20 protein-coding genes are annotated in these 18,910 nt (G+C 42.5%); 14 read left to right on the top strand and 6 right to left on the bottom strand.

Features of this window, described 5'->3' with window-relative positions; all coding sequences use genetic code 11:
- Positions 1–3 precede the first annotated feature (3 nt).
- Positions 4–465: an Lrp/AsnC family transcriptional regulator gene (locus AC1RM2_RS11560; RefSeq protein ID WP_492985232.1), complete on the bottom strand. Its 462-nt coding sequence runs from the start codon at positions 463–465 to the stop codon at positions 4–6.
- A 126-nt stretch (positions 466–591) separates the two neighbouring features.
- Between AC1RM2_RS11560 and AC1RM2_RS11555 the strand changes: the two genes are divergently transcribed.
- Positions 592–1,815, top strand: a complete 1,224-nt coding sequence (locus tag AC1RM2_RS11555) for an aminotransferase class V-fold PLP-dependent enzyme (RefSeq protein ID WP_492985231.1) — start codon at positions 592–594, stop codon at positions 1,813–1,815.
- 10 nt (positions 1,816–1,825) lie between these two features.
- Here the strand turns inward: AC1RM2_RS11555 and AC1RM2_RS11550 are convergent, their stop codons facing one another.
- A complete protein-coding gene (locus tag AC1RM2_RS11550) occupies positions 1,826–2,545 on the bottom strand; it encodes a LytR/AlgR family response regulator transcription factor (protein ID WP_492985230.1) in 720 nt (239 codons plus the stop codon).
- Complete coding sequence (locus AC1RM2_RS11545) at positions 2,542–3,591, bottom strand: sensor histidine kinase (RefSeq protein WP_492985229.1); 1,050 nt, start codon at positions 3,589–3,591, stop codon at positions 2,542–2,544. The genes AC1RM2_RS11550 and AC1RM2_RS11545 overlap by 4 nt, the downstream gene beginning before the upstream one ends.
- A 186-nt stretch (positions 3,592–3,777) precedes the next feature.
- Between AC1RM2_RS11545 and AC1RM2_RS11540 the strand changes: the two genes are divergently transcribed.
- The gene (locus AC1RM2_RS11540) at positions 3,778–5,994 is read left to right on the top strand and encodes a carbohydrate binding family 9 domain-containing protein (protein ID WP_492985228.1); all 2,217 of its coding nucleotides are present in this window, start codon (positions 3,778–3,780) and stop codon (positions 5,992–5,994) included.
- 34 nt (positions 5,995–6,028) lie between these two features.
- On the opposite strand, the gene AC1RM2_RS11535 is transcribed toward AC1RM2_RS11540, so the two are convergent.
- The 3 genes from AC1RM2_RS11535 to metK form a co-directional block, all read right to left on the bottom strand.
- On the bottom strand, positions 6,029–6,478 hold the full coding sequence (locus tag AC1RM2_RS11535) for an SRPBCC domain-containing protein (RefSeq protein WP_492985227.1): 450 nt from the start codon (positions 6,476–6,478) through the stop codon (positions 6,029–6,031).
- 200 nt (positions 6,479–6,678) lie between these two features.
- The gene (locus tag AC1RM2_RS11530) at positions 6,679–7,716 is read right to left on the bottom strand and encodes a YncE family protein (RefSeq protein ID WP_492985226.1); all 1,038 of its coding nucleotides are present in this window, start codon (positions 7,714–7,716) and stop codon (positions 6,679–6,681) included.
- A 167-nt stretch (positions 7,717–7,883) separates the two neighbouring features.
- Positions 7,884–9,134: a methionine adenosyltransferase gene (metK, locus tag AC1RM2_RS11525; RefSeq protein WP_492985225.1), complete on the bottom strand. Its 1,251-nt coding sequence runs from the start codon at positions 9,132–9,134 to the stop codon at positions 7,884–7,886.
- A 436-nt stretch (positions 9,135–9,570) separates the two neighbouring features.
- On the opposite strand from metK, the gene AC1RM2_RS11520 reads away from it, so the two are divergent.
- From AC1RM2_RS11520 to AC1RM2_RS11465, 12 genes are all read left to right on the top strand, one after another.
- Positions 9,571–10,458 carry a diacylglycerol/lipid kinase family protein gene (locus AC1RM2_RS11520; RefSeq protein WP_492985224.1) on the top strand — a complete coding sequence of 296 codons (888 nt, stop codon included), beginning with the start codon at positions 9,571–9,573 and terminating at the stop codon, positions 10,456–10,458.
- 5 nt (positions 10,459–10,463) lie between these two features.
- The gene (locus AC1RM2_RS11515) at positions 10,464–10,799 is read left to right on the top strand and encodes a translation initiation factor (RefSeq protein ID WP_492985223.1); all 336 of its coding nucleotides are present in this window, start codon (positions 10,464–10,466) and stop codon (positions 10,797–10,799) included.
- Between the two features lie 396 nt (positions 10,800–11,195).
- The gene (locus tag AC1RM2_RS11510) at positions 11,196–12,032 is read left to right on the top strand and encodes a MotA/TolQ/ExbB proton channel family protein (protein WP_492985222.1); all 837 of its coding nucleotides are present in this window, start codon (positions 11,196–11,198) and stop codon (positions 12,030–12,032) included.
- 87 nt (positions 12,033–12,119) lie between these two features.
- The gene (locus tag AC1RM2_RS11505) at positions 12,120–12,734 is read left to right on the top strand and encodes an ExbD/TolR family protein (protein WP_492985221.1); all 615 of its coding nucleotides are present in this window, start codon (positions 12,120–12,122) and stop codon (positions 12,732–12,734) included.
- Positions 12,735–12,740: 6 nt separating this feature from the next.
- Positions 12,741–13,286 (top strand): ExbD/TolR family protein, encoded by a 546-nt coding sequence (locus tag AC1RM2_RS11500; protein ID WP_492985220.1) that lies wholly within the window; start codon positions 12,741–12,743, stop codon positions 13,284–13,286.
- A 39-nt stretch (positions 13,287–13,325) separates the two neighbouring features.
- A complete protein-coding gene (locus tag AC1RM2_RS11495; protein WP_492985219.1) occupies positions 13,326–14,156 on the top strand; it encodes an energy transducer TonB in 831 nt (276 codons plus the stop codon).
- 4 nt (positions 14,157–14,160) lie between these two features.
- Entirely contained in the window at positions 14,161–14,400 is a 240-nt protein-coding gene (locus AC1RM2_RS11490) for a hypothetical protein (RefSeq protein ID WP_492985218.1), read from the top strand.
- Entirely contained in the window at positions 14,393–15,310 is a 918-nt protein-coding gene (locus AC1RM2_RS11485) for a PstS family phosphate ABC transporter substrate-binding protein (RefSeq protein ID WP_492985217.1), read from the top strand. The genes AC1RM2_RS11490 and AC1RM2_RS11485 overlap by 8 nt, the downstream gene beginning before the upstream one ends.
- 9 nt (positions 15,311–15,319) lie before the next feature.
- Complete coding sequence (locus AC1RM2_RS11480) at positions 15,320–17,017, top strand: tetratricopeptide repeat protein (protein WP_492985216.1); 1,698 nt, start codon at positions 15,320–15,322, stop codon at positions 17,015–17,017.
- Positions 17,018–17,308: 291 nt separating this feature from the next.
- Positions 17,309–17,677 carry an NADH-quinone oxidoreductase subunit A gene (locus AC1RM2_RS11475; protein WP_492985215.1) on the top strand — a complete coding sequence of 123 codons (369 nt, stop codon included), beginning with the start codon at positions 17,309–17,311 and terminating at the stop codon, positions 17,675–17,677.
- A gap of 120 nt (positions 17,678–17,797) precedes the next feature.
- The gene (locus tag AC1RM2_RS11470) at positions 17,798–18,340 is read left to right on the top strand and encodes an NADH-quinone oxidoreductase subunit B (protein ID WP_090651791.1); all 543 of its coding nucleotides are present in this window, start codon (positions 17,798–17,800) and stop codon (positions 18,338–18,340) included.
- A 2-nt stretch (positions 18,341–18,342) separates the two neighbouring features.
- Complete coding sequence (locus tag AC1RM2_RS11465) at positions 18,343–18,846, top strand: NADH-quinone oxidoreductase subunit C (protein WP_492985214.1); 504 nt, start codon at positions 18,343–18,345, stop codon at positions 18,844–18,846.
- The last annotated feature ends 64 nt before the right edge of the window (positions 18,847–18,910 follow it).

Genomic DNA, 18,910 nt, shown 5'->3' with positions numbered 1-18,910 from the left:
CCCCTATATATAAACCCCATAGCTCATTTTTAACCTATCCATTACTACATGGGTATAAAAGCGCTGCACATCGGGGCTATCCATAAAATATTTTTTGCTGAATTGCTCGTAGTGTTTCATATCCCTGGTGTTAACAATTAACACCAGGTCATAAGTGCCGGTTACGTAGTAGCACTGGGATACTTCGGGGCAATTTTCAATTTCGGCCTTAAACCTTTCGATGGTGCGGGAGCCATCTTCCTGCATACAAATATCTACTATGCAGGTTAGCCCAACGCCAGCTGCCGCGGGCGAAACGATAGCTACATCGGCCTCAATAATTTTTTCATCACGCAGTTTAGCCAGTCGCCTTTGCACAGCCGATGCGCTGAGGTTTACCATTTGGGCCAGGGCCTGGGCGGTAAGGCGGTTGTCTTTTTGTAATAAACGCAGCAGCTTTTTATCGTAATCGTCAAGCGTGTACATAATTTACCCGTTTTAAGGGCTAAATTAATTAAAACATGCACAATACAGGCCAATAAGCGATTTTTATGCAGGGGCTTGTTGGTAGTTTTGAATTATCATCCACAGTAAATAAACGGGTAAATATTTATGAAATTATTAGCCAACAGCATATTCACCGAGGCCGAAATTGAGCAGTTCAGAAACGATACTATCGGCTGTACCTATGTTAACCATTTAAACAACGCCGGGGCGGCATTGATGCCCAATATAGTTACCGATGCCATTACTGCCCACATTAAACTGGAAGCAGAGATAGGCGGATATGAGGCCGCAGCAGCAAAGGCCGGTGCCATTGCCGAATTTTATGTGCTGGCTGCCCAGCTTATCAATTGCAAACCCGGCAACATTGCCTTTACGGCAAGCGCTACCGATTCGTACATCAGGGCTTTATCTGCCATTCCATTTATTGCGGGGGATATTATTTTAACCGATTGCGACGACTACATCTCAAACCAGCTCCATTTTCTATCGCTCAAAAAACGGTTTGGAGTTGATATTGTCCACATAAAAAATGCCGCCGCTGGTGGTATCGATCTTGCCGACCTGGAAGCTAAATTATATGAGCTTAAGCCCCGTTTGCTGGCTATAACCCATATCCCTACCAATTCGGGCCTGGTGCAGCCTGTTAACCAGATTGCAGCCATCTATGCTAAATATTGCCAGGAAAATGGTGACAAAACATGGTATATTTTGGATGCCTGCCAATCGGCAGGGCAAATGAAACTGGATGTACAACAACTTCAATGCGATTTTTTATCGGTAACTAACCGCAAGTTTTTGAGGGGGCCGCGTGGTTCGGGCTTTTTGTATATCTCGGATAAAGCTTTACAGGCCAAACTTGAGCCTTTGTTTATTGATATGCGCGGCGCACGGTGGACAGAAAAAGACCAATATGAGCAACAGCCCGATGCCAAACGTTTTGAAGACTGGGAGTTTGCCTACGCTACCGTAGTTGGCAGCGCCGAAGCTATCAGGTACTGCCTGGCCATCGGCGAAGACAGGATCTGGCAGCAGGTTAAACAGCTATCTGCCTATTTGCGAACACGTTTAGCATCAATACCAAATGTCAGGGTGTTGGATCAGGGTCCCGAATTGAGTTCGTCTGTTACCTTCACGGTTGCAAACTCATCGGCCGAGTACCTGGTGAAGCAGTTTTTACAGCACAATATCAATGTGGTATCGTCCTATCGTGAATTTGCTGTTATCGATTTTGACCAAAAACAGGTAGAGTGGGCCATCAGGGTATCGCCGCATTATTATAATACCGTTGACGAACTTGACGCATTGGTTGATTGCCTGGCCAGTTTTTAAGTGGCACCGATTACCCCTCCAGCTTGCCCAACACCTCTTTGGCATATGAACTACCGATTGGAATACTTTGCCGTCCAATTTCAATATGGCTGCCCGTATAGGCATTAATATGGTTGATGGAAATTATGTAAGAACGATGTACGCGGATGAAATAATTGGCCGAAAGTTTTTCTTCCAGGTAGCCAAGGGTTTGGTAGGTAATAACGGGCTTATCTGTAGTATGTATTTTTACATAATCCTTCAGGCCTTCAATGTACAGGATATCTTTGAGCAGCAACCGCACCATTTTTTTATCAGCCTTTACATAAATAAAAGCATGCTGATCGGGCTTTGATGGTTGAAGTGGTGCGGGCAGGCTTATAACCTCGGGCGTTTTGGCGTTGATGAATTTATCAACAGCTTTTAAAAAGCGTTCAAATGATACGGGTTTCAGCAGGTAGTCAATCACATTAAGTTCGTAACCTTCCAGCGCAAACTCGCGGTAGGCGGTTGTCATGATAACCGGTGGCGGGTTTTTCAGGGTACGCAATAACTCTATCCCGGTTAATTGAGGCATCTGGATATCTAAAAACACCAGGTCGACGTTGTTTGCTTTAAGTGCGTTGTAAACCTCCATGCCATTAGCGCAAATGGCAACCGGGTTTAAGTTGTGAAGTTTGCTTACATGGTTTTGCATAATTTCACGGGCAAGCTCCTCGTCGTCGGCTATGATGCAGTTTATAGGTTTCATAGGTCAAGTTTCAGGTCGGCCTCAAAAATGCCATTGTTTTGGTTTAGTACAAGCTCATAGTGGTCCGGGTAAGTTAGCTCCAGTCGCCGTTTAACATTTTTAAGCCCAAGGCCATAATTATCCGGTTTGGGCAACGGTTGATAACTGTTTTCTACCTTTAAATACAACCGGTTCCCTGTAACTTTCAGGTTAATGGTTATCCAGCCATCGCTTTCGGCCAGGCTGTGTTTAAATGCATTTTCAACAAAAGGCAACAACAAAAGCGGGGCTATCATTTTGCCGGCAATATCGCCCGAGTATTGGAACGATAGTTCGAGCCTGTCGGCAAAGCGCATTTGCTCAATGCCAATGTAGCTTTCCAGGTGTTTGATCTCGTCCTGTAGCAATACCTTGTTTTCGCTTGCTTCATACAACATATAATGCATCAGATCTGACAGCCGAAGCACCACTTTTGATGCCTGTTCGCTGCCCTTTAGTGTAAGCGCATATAAGGTGTTTAAGGTATTGAAAAAGAAATGTGGGTTTATTTGCGCTTTTAGCAGCCCCATTTCGGCGTTAAATTTTTCCTTCTCCATTTCGCGCATGTTTTTTTCATGTTTAAAGGCATTGCGCATTAGCTTAATAAGCATGGTAATGGCAGTTATGGGGATAATATTAGCCGCATTTTTAAATATCCGCACCGGGATCCAGAAGATTGTTTTTTCCATCCGGTACATCGCCTGATCATGCATCTTATCCCAGGGTACCCATATCGCGTAAGCAAAAAAGCGCTGTAAAAGGCCGCCCAGCAGTAATAGTAATAGCATGCCTGCTACATAGCTCCAATATTTTTGGGGATAGTAGAATAGCGGCATCAGCATATACAGGTTTAAGTAGCAGATGAGCATACCAATAGGTACTTCTGTTGATAACTCTGGATCGAGTTTAAATGCAAATACATCTTTATCCTGCCAGCCGTTGTTTATACATTGATACAGGATATAGGCCAGCCAGAACAGCAGGTGCAGTGTTATAGCCTGGTATGGTATCTGCCTGTTTTTTTGCATGTTGTAAAATTGAACATTCTAAGCTATTTGTGTCTGCTTTTTCGACAAATACCCTTTTTTACGCCGTTAATTATACGTTTACCACCTTTAACGGGTTTAAGCCCGGCAAAGGCGTATCGGCGGCTCATAAGCGGCGGTACGTCTAAAAGTACAAAATAGAAGGTTTTAGCTCCATTTATTTGGGGCATGAAAATTTTTAAGGCTGCTAAACTTAGCAGGAGTTTGTGTTTATTGGTAATACTTACGGTAACCGGTTTACAACAGTTATACGCACAGGAAGCGTTTGCCCCGCTGCAGGTAGCAAGCCGCCCGCATTTGCAGGCCACACGCATTACCGGGCCAATAAATATTGATGGCATACCCGATGAGGCCGCGTGGAATAACGCGCCGGTGGCTGCTCATTTTACCACGGCCTACCCACGGCAAGGAGATAAGGCTACCTACGATACCGAAGTAAGATTATTGTATGACGACAAAAACATCTACATCAGCGCCCGCTGTGATTTTCCGCCGGGGAAGAAAAGCCTCCAGGTTCAGGATTTGCGCCGCGATTTCAGCTACAGTAATAACGAGCTTTTTGAAATCCTGATAGATCCTTTTAAAGACCCGCGCATGCCGGTAATGACATTTTGTGTAACGCCCTACGGCACGCAAATGGATATTATGCATTATGCCGATTTTAGTTACGACTATAAATGGGATGCGGTATGGCAGGCCGCCAGCAAAATCCAGGAACATTCATGGACAACCGAAGTGGCTATTCCGTTTACTTCATTGCGGTATCCAAAAAACTCAACGGAGTGGAGCATTAATTTTGCCCGTAACATCCGTTTTATTGGCGAAACCAATGGCTGGTCGCCCTGGCCGCAGGCTTTTAGCGAAACCCAGCTGGCTTATGGCGGCATCCTTACCAACATAGTACCCCCGGATGCCAGCTTCAATTTACGGGTTGAGCCTTATGCTTTGGTAAATGCAAGCAGAGCAGATAAAAGCAAGCCGCATTACAAACCCGAGTTTGGCGGCGAAATTAAGTATGCCATTAACTCCAACACCCTGCTTGAAGGTACCATCAATACCGATTTTGCCCAGGCCGATGTGGATAAGCAGGTAGTTAACCTGAGCAGGTCGAGCGTGTTCTTTCCCGAAAAAAGACAGTTCTTTTTAGAAAATTCAAGCCTGTTTTCTGTAGGTCAAAACAGCATTATTCAGCCGTTTTTTAGCAGGAGGATAGGGTTGAGCGACAATGGCTCGCCTTTAACCATCAATGGCGGCTTAAGGTTTATCCACCAGGATAACAAACAGTCTGCCGGAATACTGGTGATGAAGCAAAATGGCGATACTACGGAAAACGGGGCGTTGTTTGGCGTTTTCAGGTACAAAAGAAGCGTTAGCCAAAGCTTGCAACTGGGCGCAATGGAGGTATTGCGGCAAAACTTTGCCGGCTTAAATCAGCCCGCGTCTGTTAACCCTGTCGAGGTGGTGGATGCTTTTTGGCAGGTAAGCCAGCCGTTATTTATCAGGGGCATGGCATCCTATTCGGGCAACTCGCTAAGCGGGCAAAAGGGGCCGGCCGCCTTTGCCGAATTTAATTACTCGGCTACTCATTTTTTTATCGATTGGTTTCAAACTGCTGTATCTAAAGGCTACCAGGCGCAAACCGGCTTTACCGCCAGAGACAATTTTATCAATACACAACCCACGCTGTATGTTTTTATACATAAAAAATGGTTTCCCAAAAATGTACAGTTTTTTAGCCCGCAATTTACTGCCGATATTTACCATGAGGCATCAAGCGGCAAATTCCAGGAGGCCAGCGTAGTGGTGATGCCGCTGCAATTGTTTTTTACCAATCAATCGCACCTTGATTTTAGTATCACCAGTTCTTGGGAGAATCTGACAGATAATTTTCAACCGGTGCGGAATGTTGACATAGCAGTGGCCAATTATCACTTTAACCGGTACGAATTTTATGGCATTACCAATGCCGCAGCGCCCTTTAGCGCCGAAACCCGGTTGAGTACCGGCTGCTATTATAATGGCAGGCTTAATAGTTATTATTTATCGTTACGTGCTGCCCCTGTGCCCCAGCTGTCGCTTGTAATGAGCTATACCCGCAACGATTTTAAAAATGTAGGCATAAACCAGGCATCAACCACAACACAACTTCTGGCACCCGAATTGCGGGTAGCTGCAAATCCCAAAATGTTGCTCTCGGCATTTTACCAATACAATACTGATACCCGTAACGGATCGTTAAATGCCCGTTTCTCCTGGGAGTACAGACCGCTATCGTTCATTTACCTGGTGGTAAACAGCGTTAATAATTATTATAAAACCCCATTCGGAATTCCGCAGCGACAGCAGGGAGGTATCATGAAGCTTACTTATATCAGGCAGATATAAAGGATAAAGTCTGCCGGTTTTGAAATGGATAATATCATTCTGCCTCGGCTATCGTTTTTACAATATCCAGTGCTTTTGGCCAAACATCTTTAAAAAAGGCGGTTATATCTTTGGGGAAATTGCCGCCGCTAAGTTGAATGGTAAGCAGGGTTTTGCCATTGTTGTTTTTGAGGGTATATTCTTCTAACGAACCTCTGCATACCTTGGCGCCGCTGCTGTCATAATTCTCGATACCATTAACTATTTCGCCAATGCCTTTAATCGCCATAAATTCATTTGGAATGGCCTTATCTATCAAGCCTACCATCCCCGATCCTTTATGATCTAAAAATAAAGCCTTGCTGCCTTCTTGCCAGTCGGTAACGGCGTGCGAGCCTTCACAAAAAACTGCAGTCCACTTTGGGTAATTAGCATCGGTAAAAAGTACGTCCCATACCTTTTGGGGTGATGCGTTAATGTTGATGTTGAATGTCAGGTTTTCCATTATTGTATGTTTAGATAGCACAAAAATGGTTATTGCCCGGCTGGTTAAAAAGGGCAAAAAGCGACAAACTACGGTGGTGATACAGACAATAGCAAACTTTAAGCCGCAAACACCAGATGCGGCGCATAATTAATAAGTGCCCCGTCCGGTGTTTGATCTTATGCCTTATCTGAAATTCTTTGTCTCTTACCCCTGCAAAATCAGTTTTTGCCGACCTCAATAATATGAAACGACCCCGGTATCTGTTTTGGGCGGGGCTTTGGGTTTTCTGCTGTTACCATACCTGGCTCTGTTTTGGCGGCAGGCAGGTACAGTTTGTGGGTTAACAGGTCGATGCCGATGGTACGGGCGCTGGGCTCGGTTGGGATGTTTTCTACAAATTCAAATTTATCGGCGCTAAGCTCTTTTACCACGCTAATAGTTCCCTCGCCGTTTGAAGCATAGGCTAATTTTAGTTTAGGATCAAACACCAGCCCGTCGCAACCACCTATCGGGAATTTGGCTAAGTTTTTACCGTTGGCGGCGTCCATTACCACCATGGTGCTGTTACCACCGCAACCAATAAACAGGCGATTGGTAGCACGGTCAATATCCAGGCCCGATGGCTCATCGCCGCCTTCAATTTTATAACGGGCCTCTACTTTTAAGGTAGTGGCGTTAATAACAACCACCTCGTTAGTAGTTTCGGCATTTACAAATACTTTTCCCTTGCCGTCAGATACTCCTGTTTCGGGTTTGGCATCCAGCGGGATGGTAGCCACAACTTTATCGGTAGCTACATCAATAACGGTAGCATCTTTGCTGCGGCCATTAAACGTATACACTTTTTTTGCAAAGGGTTCATAAAATATAGCGTCGGGGTTGGTGCCTACGGCTATTTCATTTAAAACCTTTAAGGTGGTTAAATCAAAAACAATTACTTTATTGGCACGGCCTGCGCTGATGTAACCCTTATTTAAAGTATTAACCAGTGCAATTCCGTGCACACCGGGGGTATTGGGGATATAGCCGAGAGAATCGCCCGAGATTGAAAGAATATTAACCTGGCTGCCATGCGATGTATAGATACGTTTATTGGCTCCATCTACAGTAATATAATCCCAGCCACCAGGGCTTTTTATGGGGAAGCTTTTTAACATATGGAAGCCTGTTTTTTGTTGGGCCTGGGTATAAATCGGTTTAGCCATTATTAAAATAACTATACAGGCCAATCCGGGTATGAGTTTAGCATTTTTCATAATTAATTGATTTTATGCAATCTACCTGATTGATTCTGTAGAAATGTTGGAGCAGTAAATAAAAATACAGCCAGGGGTTTAGGCGCACAGCGCAAAACAGCGCGCAAAACAAAAAAAGCGACCGGTTTACACCAGTCGCTCTTACTCTATAATTTTTGTTTAAAAGATTACAAGCCGAAGGCGGCATTCACTTTATCAACGTAATCAAGTTTTTCCCAGGTAAATAACTCCACTTCGCGTACCAGTTCACTGCCGTCGTGGGCAATAAAGGTTTTGGTTACGGTTTCGCTTGGTTTACCAAAGTGGCCGTAAGCCGCTGTTTCGCTGTAAATAGGGTTACGCAGTTTAAAACGGGTTTCAATAGCATACGGGGTCATGTTAAACACCTCTTCTACTTTTTTCGCTATCTCGCCGTCATGCAAAGCAACTTTGGCAGTGCCGTAAGTGTTTACGTAAATACCCATAGGCTGGGCAACGCCAATGGCATATGATACCTGTACCAGCACTTCGCTGCAAACACCGGCAGCTACCAGGTTTTTAGCTATATGGCGGGTTGCGTAAGCGGCAGAACGGTCAACCTTTGAAGGATCTTTGCCAGAAAAAGCACCGCCACCGTGTGCACCTTTGCCTCCATAGGTATCCACAATAATTTTACGGCCGGTTAAGCCAGTATCGCCATGCGGGCCACCTATCACAAATTTGCCGGTTGGGTTAATGTGGTATTTAATCTGGTCGTTAAAAAAGTGGGCGTATTTTGGATACTTCGCTTTAACACGAGGGATGAGGATGCTGATGATATCTGAGCTTATTTTGGCCAGCATAACTGTTTCCTCGTCAAAATCATCGTGTTGGGTTGATATAACGATGGCATCTATACGCTGTGGCTGGTTATCGTCGCTGTACTCCAGTGTAACCTGCGATTTTGCATCCGGACGCAGGTATTTGATCTCGCTGTTTTCGCGGCGGATGGCGGCAAGCTCTATCAATAACGCATGGGCAATATCCAATGCCAGGGGCATATAGTTGTCAGTTTCGTTGGTGGCATAGCCAAACATCATGCCCTGGTCGCCAGCGCCTTGTTCTTCGGGGGCCTTGCGTTCAACACCCTGGTTAATATCGGGCGATTGCTCATGAATAGCCGATAGCACACCGCATGAGCTACCATCAAACATATATTCGCCTTTGGTGTAGCCAATTTTATTGATCACCTCGCGGGCTATTTTCTGCACATCTAAATAAGCTTTTGATTTTACTTCGCCGGCTAAAATTACCTGCCCGGTGGTTACCAGTGTTTCGCAGGCTACTTTTGAGTTAGGGTCGAATGCTAAAAAATGATCAATCAGGGCGTCTGAGATCTGGTCGGCAACTTTATCCGGGTGTCCTTCTGATACGGACTCGGAGGTAAATAAATATGGCATATAAATTTTTTATACAATTAACATAAAACAGCCGAGCGGGGATTTTGAGGGATCGTAGTAAAAAGAAGCATGGGTATTAGCACTTTTTTACGTGGTTGCAATCCTTACCTTTTATATAAAGGGTATTAAATCAGTCCACTTTCGGGTTGCAAAAATAAAACAAATTTTACAAAGCCGAAAATACATTTACTTTTGATGAGGGAAATCGAATTAAAAATTTCATTGGCGGATATATTGAATAATTGTTATAATCATATCACGTTTGATGCTAAGTTGGGAGTTTTCTCGCCCAAAGACGCCAGGAAGCAAAGAAAAATGAGTAAATCATTTTGCGTCTTAGCGTCTTTGCGCGAAATGAATTTTCTTTTGATCTATTTTTTAGAAATTTTCGAAAGTGATTTCCTGTACTTTTGATACTTTAAATAATAACAGATAATTGAAACGTAAAGCGTTATTTATAATAAATCCTATAGCCGGGGGTAAGAAGAAGGATGGTGTGCCGGAGCTGATAGATCAACACCTTGATAAAAATGTATTTGATTACCATATAATATTTACCGATGGCGTTTCGCATGCGCAACAGATAGCAAAAGAAGCAGCCGGTAAAGTTGATGTAGTAGCGGCAGTAGGCGGGGATGGCACGGTGAACGAAATTTCGTCGGCCATAGTGGGCAGTACTACGGCTCTGGGCGTTGTGCCGTTTGGTTCGGGGAATGGCCTGGCGCGTTTTTTAGGGATACCAATGGATACTGTGGCATCAATAAAGGCGTTAGGCGGTTATAAGGTTGAAACCATTGATTCGGGGTTGATGAACGGGCAGCCTTTTTTTAACATGGCCGGTATGGGGTTTGATGCCCATATAGCCGAAGTGTTTTCGCATGGCAAAAAGCGGGGGTTTTTAACCTACATTAAATCAAGCATGCAGGAGATTATGAGCTATAAGCCTGAAAAGTATTTGCTTGAAATTGATGGCAAAAAGTATGAGCGTAATGCCTTTATTATAAGCATTGCCAATTCATCGCAATGGGGCAATAATGTGCATGTAGCCCCCAGGGCATCGGTACAGGATGGGTTGCTGGATATTTGTATAATCAGTAAATTTCCGGTTTGGCGCCTGCCCGAGATAGGAGCGCGGTTAATGCTCAAAACAATTGAAGCGTCAACATATATTGAAATTATAAAAGGGAAGGATATTCATGTTACAAGGCTGGCCCCGGGGCCTATACACCTGGATGGTGAGCCGCAGGTAATGCCTGCCGATTTACATATTAATATAATGCCGAATTCGTTAAAGGTTATTGTGGGGCCCAGCTATAAAAATTAATAATCATGGCAAAAAAGAATTTTACCGGGGTGATTTATTCCACCGATCCTGATTTTGAATACCAGGAAAACGGCGGCCCGGATGCGCAAACGCTGCCTCCGCAACAGCAAAACCTCAAAATTTACCTCGATCGTAAAGGCGGCAGCAAACTGGTGACCCGGGTAAGCGGTTTTATAGGCGCCGACGCAGATTTGGAGGCTATTGGCAAAAAATTAAAAACAAAATGTGGAGTGGGCGGTTCGGTAAAAGATGGCGAAATATTGATACAGGGCGATTTCAGAGATAAAATACTCGGCCTGTTGCAAACCGATGGTTATAAAGCAAAAAAAGCCGGGGGATAGTTGCCTAAATAGTTCATAACCTATATATTACACTGGTTGATAGCGTATTTTATACACTAAAACCTCATTATTAAAAGGCTGTTGTGCCTTACCAATTAAAGCACATAACATGTGTGTAACGAAATAGTAGCATAAATTTTATCACTATTGCTTGATAATATTAAAAAAAATGGTTTTCATTGCAAATAATTGTAGTGGCAACACACAATATTTTATTGGTATTACGTTATTTATATCCAATCGCACACAAAATGTAATTTGGTATTAAAAAATTGTAAAGAATAATATAAATGGTTTTTTTATTTAAAGAAAATTCTATTTTTGTTATTCGCATTTAAGAGCACATTTAACTAACTTATAACATAAACAAAAACTAAAACTAAAAATTTAAAAGTAATGGCAAACGCACCAACAAAACCAACTACTCCTGTTAAAAAAGAAAGCTCAAGTGCATCTGGCATGTTTGCTTCTCTAACTATCCCTATTTGTATAGTAGTAGCAATTTGCATATTTATTTTCATCCTTGGCGATCCAAGCCACTTTAAAGGCGGCGACGTTGCAAATGGTAACCCGGCAGATATCTTCGGCACTGTACACAAAGGTGGTGTGATTGTACCTTTGATCATGTCCTTCTTATTAATGGTTATCGTTTTCTCTATCGAGCGCTTTGTGGTAATTAGCAAGGCTTCAGGTACAGGAAGTGTAGATTCTTTCGTAAGGAAAGTACAGGCTTCTTTAAATTCAGGTAACATCGCTGCTGCTGCTGCAGAGTGCGATAAACAAAAAGGTTCGGTAGCAGCGGTTATCAAATCGGCATTGAAAAAATATGGCGAAATGGAAGCAGAACCAAACCTTGATGTTGACCAAAAAACATTAGCTATCCAAAAAGACATCGAAGAAGCAACAGCTTTAGAAATGCCAATGTTAGAGCAAAACTTAACCATCATCGCTACATTAGTATCTATCGGTACATTAACCGGTTTGTTAGGTACAGTAATCGGTATGATCGGTGCGTTCTCTACATTAGCTGCTGCTGGTGCACCAAACCCTTCTGAACTTTCGGCACACATTTCTGAAGCTTTGATAAACACGGCTTTAGGTATCAGTACTTCAGCTATCTCAATTATCATGTACAACGTATTTACATCAAAAATTGATAAACTGACTTACGCTATTGACGAAACTGGTTTTAGCATCGTGCAAACATTTGCTTCGTCACATAAAAACAAATAAGAATATAGTAGTGCACCTGCAGGTGTAGATTAACGCCGGCAGGGTTTAAAAACATTATACACTATATATTTTTAAAAAGATTTTAATATGGCAAGGATAAAAGTTCCAAGAAAGAGTACAGCAATCGACATGACCGCCATGTGCGATGTGGCGTTCCTGCTGCTAACTTTCTTTATATTAACTGCAAAACCAAGAACCGATGATCCGGTTCCAATCGATGTACCAAGGTCTTCTATTCAAGTGCCTGTTCCTGATGAGAATTTTGCTACGATAACTGTGGGTCATAACAAGGCTTTCTTCGGCATCGAAGGAACAGATCTTCGCAAAGAAACTTTAGAGCAAGTGGGAGCGATTTATAAACAGACTTTTACACCGGAGGAAATGAAGAAGTTCTCAAGTTTAGAGTCATTCGGTGTACCTATTGCAAGTATGCATCAATTCCTTAGTTTGTCATCAGAACAGCAAAGACAGTTTGCTCAGCCAGGCATCCCGAGAGATTCGGTAAGCAATGAACTGTTTAACTGGATTCGTGAAGCCCGTAAAGCTACAGCATCGCTGCATAACGTACAGATGCGTATAGCTATAAAAGGCGACAGCAAGGAAGAGTACCCTGTTATAAAGGATGTTGTAGGGATTTTGCAGAAGCAAAAACTTAATAAGTTTAGTTTAATAACTTCAGTTAGCGGCGGCGCAAAAAAATAAGAAATCATGGCAGAATTAGACACCTCCGGGGGAGGGAAACATAAAGGCGGGAAGGTTAGAAGTAAAAAGCAATCGACCCGTATAGATTTAACCGCAATGGTGGATCTGGCTTTCTTATTAATCACTTTCTTTATCATGACAACCACATTGGCCAAGCCTAAAGCGATGGACCTTGCAATGCCTGATAAGGATGAGAAAACTCAGGATCAGTTACCTATTGCCGCTTCGCGTTCATTAACGCTATTATTGGGTAGTAATGATAAACTGGAGTGGTATCTTGGCGAACCAGGCAAATCGGCACCAGAAGTTATTGGTTACGGGCCGGATGGCCTACGCAAATTACTTGTTGAAAAACAAAAAGAGGTGATGGCTAAAACCGGTAAAGCCGTGTTTGTTGTAGTAAAACCAAGTGATAAGTCGAAATACAAAAACATGGTTAGTGTATTGGATGAAATTAATATCACCAATATAACAATGTATGGTATTGTTGATATCACGCCACCAGAGGTTGAGTTGTTAAAAAGAGAAAATTTATACAACGATAACAAATAATAATAAATAACGTTAACTAACATTAAAGCCTGACAAAAAATGTTTGGATCAAAATTAGACATATTAGATCAGAAATGGATCGACGTTGTTTTTAGTAGCAGGAACAAAGCATACGGTGCTTATGAACTGAGAAAGGATAATTCAAAAAATACGAATAGGGCGCTTGTAATTGCCATTATATTGTTTGTATTTATAATTTCTTTGCCTACTATAATCAACAAGCTGAAAGGCTTGATTCCAAAAGCTGATGAAAAAGTAAAGATAACAGACGTAGTGCTGTTACCGCCGCCACCGGTGGATCAAACCAAAAAACCACCTCCGCCGCCACCAGAACCGCCAAAACCAAAAGTTGACCAGGTGCGTTTCCCGCCTCCGATTGTAAAACCGGATAATGAGGTTAAGGAGAAAGATCCGCCAACGGTTAAGGAACTTCAGGTAGCTGACCCTGGTCAGAAAGACCAGAAAGGTGACCCTAACGCAGACATCAGAATTGATGAGCCTGTAGGTAATTCGGATATTAAACAAGTTGTTGAGGAAGACCCTAATAAGATCTTCGCATCAGTTGAAAATTTACCAGAGTTCCCGGGTGGTCAGGATAAGTTTATTGCTTACTTGAGTAAAAATATCCGTTACCCGGCCGTTGATCGTGAAAACGGTACACAAGGTCGTGTTATCCTTACCTTCGTTGTGGAACGTGATGGTTCATTAACCGACATTAAAGTTACCAGGAGCCTTAGCCAGGGTACTGATGCAGAAGCTACGCGCGTGTTAAAATCGTCGCCAAGGTGGAAGCCTGGTATCCAAAATGGTCGCCCGGTACGTGTACAATATAGTGTACCGGTAAGCTTTGCGTTAGCTGCCGATAATTAAGATAATGTCAATTAATTTTAATAAAGAGCAAAAATCGCCCAAAAGGCGGTTTTTGCTTATTATAGGAACTACCGTATTCATTTGCTTTGTGGCTTTTGGATTAATGATTATGTTTTGGGATAAGCTTCAATTATCCTTACAGCCATATCAGCGCATTCTTTTTGGAGCCTTCATTATTGTCTACGCAGGGTTAAGGTTTTCGAGGTTGTTCAAAAAAGATCAGTATGACGAGGAAGATGAATAGGTTAACGTATACATTTCTGGCATTTGGTTTAATAGCAGGTATACAGGCTTGCAAGCAAAAACCTGTAAAGGGGATTGGCAATGATGACTTTACATCAGGTAAGGCAACTTTTGCTGTTGACGATTCATTTGCACCAATTGTAGGGCAGGAGATGTATATTTTTAAAAGCAGGTATCCTGATGCTGATCCAACAGTTTTATACCTGACTGAAAACCGTGTTGTGAATTTGTTGTTGAATGATAGTGTGAGGTTGGCCATACTTTCCCGTGATTTGGATACGGCCGAGATAAATGTGTTCAAGAGACGTCAATTAGACGTTAAGGTGTTGCGCTTTGCTTCTGATGCCGTTACACTCATTGTAAATAAGTCTTCGAATGATACCCTTGCTTCGGTAGGTGAGCTAAAGAAAATGCTTAACGGCCAGGGCGATTTGAATAAAACTATCGTTTTTGATAATCCAAACTCAAGTTTGGTAAGGTATTTGAAAGAGTTGTCTGGTAATAAGGAATTTAAGCAAAAAAATATTTACGCGCTTAAATCAAGCAAGGAAGTTATAAAATATGTGAGTGAGCATCCTGACGCTTTGGGAATAACAGGTTACAGTTGGTTGGTAGATCCGGATAAGGAATATGCTTCCTATGTAGACAATGTTAAAATTGTAGGCGTTAAGGACGAGGCTAATAAGAAGTATCCAAACGAATACTTTAAACCTTCGCAGGAAACGCTTGTCTTAAAACAGTACCCTTTAAGCAGGGGATTGTATATCGTTGACTGTTCAAGCAAAACAGGCTTAGCAATGGGATTTGCAAGCTTTATAGCCGGCGATGTAGGACAGCGAATTATTTTAAGATCGGGTTTATTGCCTGACTCAATGCCACCGAGAGAAATTAATTTAAGAAGTAAATTATAACTAAATAAGATGAAAATGATCAGTAAAATAGCTAAGGCAACATTAGGACTGGTATTAATAGGTTCATCATCAGTTTTTGCGCAAAGTCTAGCCGACGCCAAAAAAGCTATTGACGCCGAACAATATCAGAAAGCCAAATCGATGCTTAAAAACCTTACGACCACGCAGGCCGATAAGGACGAAAATTTCTTTTACCTGGGTTGGGTGTACATTAAACAGGATTATTCAGATTCTGCCAAAACAGCCTTTAACAAAGGCATTGCTGTAAATCCAAAATCGGGTTTAAACTATGCCGGTTTAGGCGCTGTTGCCCGTTTGGATAAAGACAAAGCAGGTGCAACAACAAACTTTAACCAGGCTATTGCCCTTGCAGGCAAAAGCGCTAAACCTTATGTATTTGTAGGTAAAGCTTATTTGCTGCCGGTAACTACAGATGGTAAAGTATCTGTTGACGATGCAAGCGCGGCAATCGCCGTGTTGCAAAAAGGTAAGGTAGTTGCCCCTAAGGATGTGGAACTGTTAATTACTTTAGGTGATGCCTACGCTTCACAAATAAAGAGTAACGAAGCCTATCAGGCTTACTCTGATGCATCAACTATCGACCCTAAAAGTCCTGCTGCTAAAGTGGCTACCGGAGTTTTGTGGAGGTATGCCAATAACTTCGATGATTCTGAAAAACAATTCATGGATGCATTAGCCATCGACCCTAACTATGGTCCGGCTTATCGCGAGTGGGCCGAAACAGATAACCGTTGGGCTAATACTGACCCCAAAGTAGCTTCGGCAAAAATTAAACAAGCAGTTGAGGAATACAAAAAATATATTAGCCTGACAGATCAGTCGCCAGAATCGCAAATGCGTTATGCCGACTTCCTGATAAGCGCCGGTCAATACGCCGAACTACAGCCTGTTGCTTCTGATTTGGTTAAAAACGCAAATTCAAACTTAAGGGCATATCGCTACCAGGCTTATGCCGCTTATGAAAATAAGGATTATCCTGCCGGTTTAACAGCCATGAATACCTGGATGACAAAAGCAGATCCTAAAAGGATTGTACCTCGTGATTATTTATACCTGGGTCGTTTACAGATGAAAACAGGTACCGATTCGGTAGGTATCAATACTTTGAAAAAAGCTTTAACAATGGATTCAACCCAAACAGATGTGTATGGAGAAATTGCGAAGTCATTATTTCAACAGAAAAAATATCTTCAGGCTGGTGATGCTTATAAGTTAGTTACCGTAAAAGGTGGACGTGCTGTGAAATTGACCGACTATTTTTACGAAGGTATCAGCTATTACTACGGTTACGACGAAAAGAAACCAGGTGCTGACTCTGTAATTGCTAAAGCTGATTCGGCATTTAGCTATATTACACAAAAAGCGCCTACTACGGCCGATGCTTACATTTATCGTGCCCGTGTTAACGAGTTGAAAGATAAAGACCGTAATAATATTGTTGGTTACGCCAAGCCTTTTTACGAGAAATACATTGAGGTTGTGACTGCTAAAGGCGCACCTGATGATAAAGCCAAGAAAAACCTTGCAGAAGCCTACGTTTATTTAGGTACTTATGCCGAGTTTAAAGATAAAGATTTGACCAAGGCTACAGATAACTACACCAAAGCAAGGGATAATGACCCTAATAATAAACAGGTGGTAGCTTTCTTCGCCCGCAAAGCAGGCGGAGCCGGCAAAAGCAAATAGCTTTTAGAACCAAGAGTTAAGAATCAAGAGTCAAGACCAGGAAGTGCGATGCTTTTCCTGGTTTTGACTCTTTTTTTGTGCCGGTTTTGAAGCGGACTAAGGGCTAACTTCAAATGCCAACACGCTTAATCGGGACTTGCGAGGTTTTAAAAACTTCGCAAGTTGGATAGTTGCGTGATACTTTCACCCTCATAGGGGCTGTATACTGCTATTTTTTGTCTTAACTCTTGATTCTTGACTCTTGAATCTAATAAGGCTTTTTTATTATCAATCCATTAGTATATTTGCAGCATGGAACCCATTAATTATTTGCCCATTATATTTCAAATGCTTGTTGCATTAGGGTTTGTGGTTACAACTATGTTTGTAACACATAAAATTGGCCCTAAACGTCAAACTAAAGATAAGCTTACCCCATTTGAGTCTGGTATTGAAGTGGTGGGTAATGCCCGTACACCTATTTCTATCAAGTATTTCCTGGTAGCTATCCTGTTTGTATTGTTTGATGTCGAGGTAATATTCATGTACCCGTGGGCAGTTAACTTCAGGGAATTTACCAAAGATGGGATGGGGGGTATGATAGAAATGTTCATCTTTATGGCTACCTTATTATTAGGTTTTATCTACGTTATTAAAAAAGGCGCGTTAGACTGGGATTAGTTTAGAACAATTCTAAATATAGCCGTTGGCTACGCATAGTGTACCTTTTACATCGTTATTTACGTAATTTTGCGCTCGTTACCTGTTAGGTCAGGTAATGTTTTCTATTAACATTATTCAATGAGTGATATTCAAATAGTTAATGCCCCCATGGGGGTTGAAGGTTCCGGTTTTTTTGCCACATCGCTTGATAAGGCGGTTGGCTTGGCCCGCGCTAACTCACTATGGCCATTGCCTTTTGCCACATCATGCTGCGGTATTGAATTTATGGCTACAATGGCTTCTCACTATGATCTTTCGCGTTTTGGTGCCGAGCGTTTAAGCTTTTCGCCACGCCAGGCAGATTTATTGATGGTTATGGGTACCATAGCCAAAAAGATGGCGCCTGTACTGCGCCAGGTTTATCTGCAAATGGCCGAACCCCGCTGGGTTATGGCTGTTGGCGCCTGTGCATCAAGCGGTGGTATTTTTGATACTTACTCGGTGTTGCAGGGGATTGACGAAGTTATCCCGGTAGATGTTTATGTACCCGGCTGCCCGCCACGCCCCGAAGCTATCATTGATGGTTTTATGAACATCCAGGAGCTGGTAAAAACAGAAACAGTGCGCAGAAGGAACGAACCTAAATACCAGGAATTATTAGCTAAATACGGAATCCAATAATAATGGCCCAGATACCCAACGAAGAGCTTTTAAAAAGAATCGGCGAGAAATTTGGCGAGCAGGTTACCTTAGTGGGCGAGCCTTATGGTTTGCTGACTGTAGAAACAAGCCGCGAGCAGATCATTGACCTGTTAACATTCCTGAAAACCGACCCGGCTCTTAAATTTATATTTTTAACAGATATTACCGGCATCCACTATCCTGAGCAAGAAAAGCAGATTGGCATTATTTACCATTTGCACAGCCTTACAACCAATACCCGTATCCGGATAAAGGTATTTTTGGTTGATGGCGATGTACACATCCCGACAGCGACCGTACTATGGGAAGGCGCTAACTGGATGGAACGTGAAACTTACGACTTTTTTGGAGTGATCTTCGATGGTCATCCCGACCTGCGCCGTATTTTGAATGTTGACGATATGACTGCTTTTCCGATGCGTAAGGAATTCCCGCTGGAAGATCCTAACCGTGTGGATAAGAAGGATTACTTTTTTGGAAGATAAATACGTGCCGCGCAGGGTAACCTTATGCGGCATTACTATATAAAAAGAAATATAAATTATACTG

The sequence above is a fragment of the Mucilaginibacter sp. GW822-FHT03E02 genome (assembly GCF_058801545.1).
The sequence above is the reverse complement of the archived record's forward strand: the minus strand, read 5'-3'. Positions and strand labels throughout refer to the sequence as shown.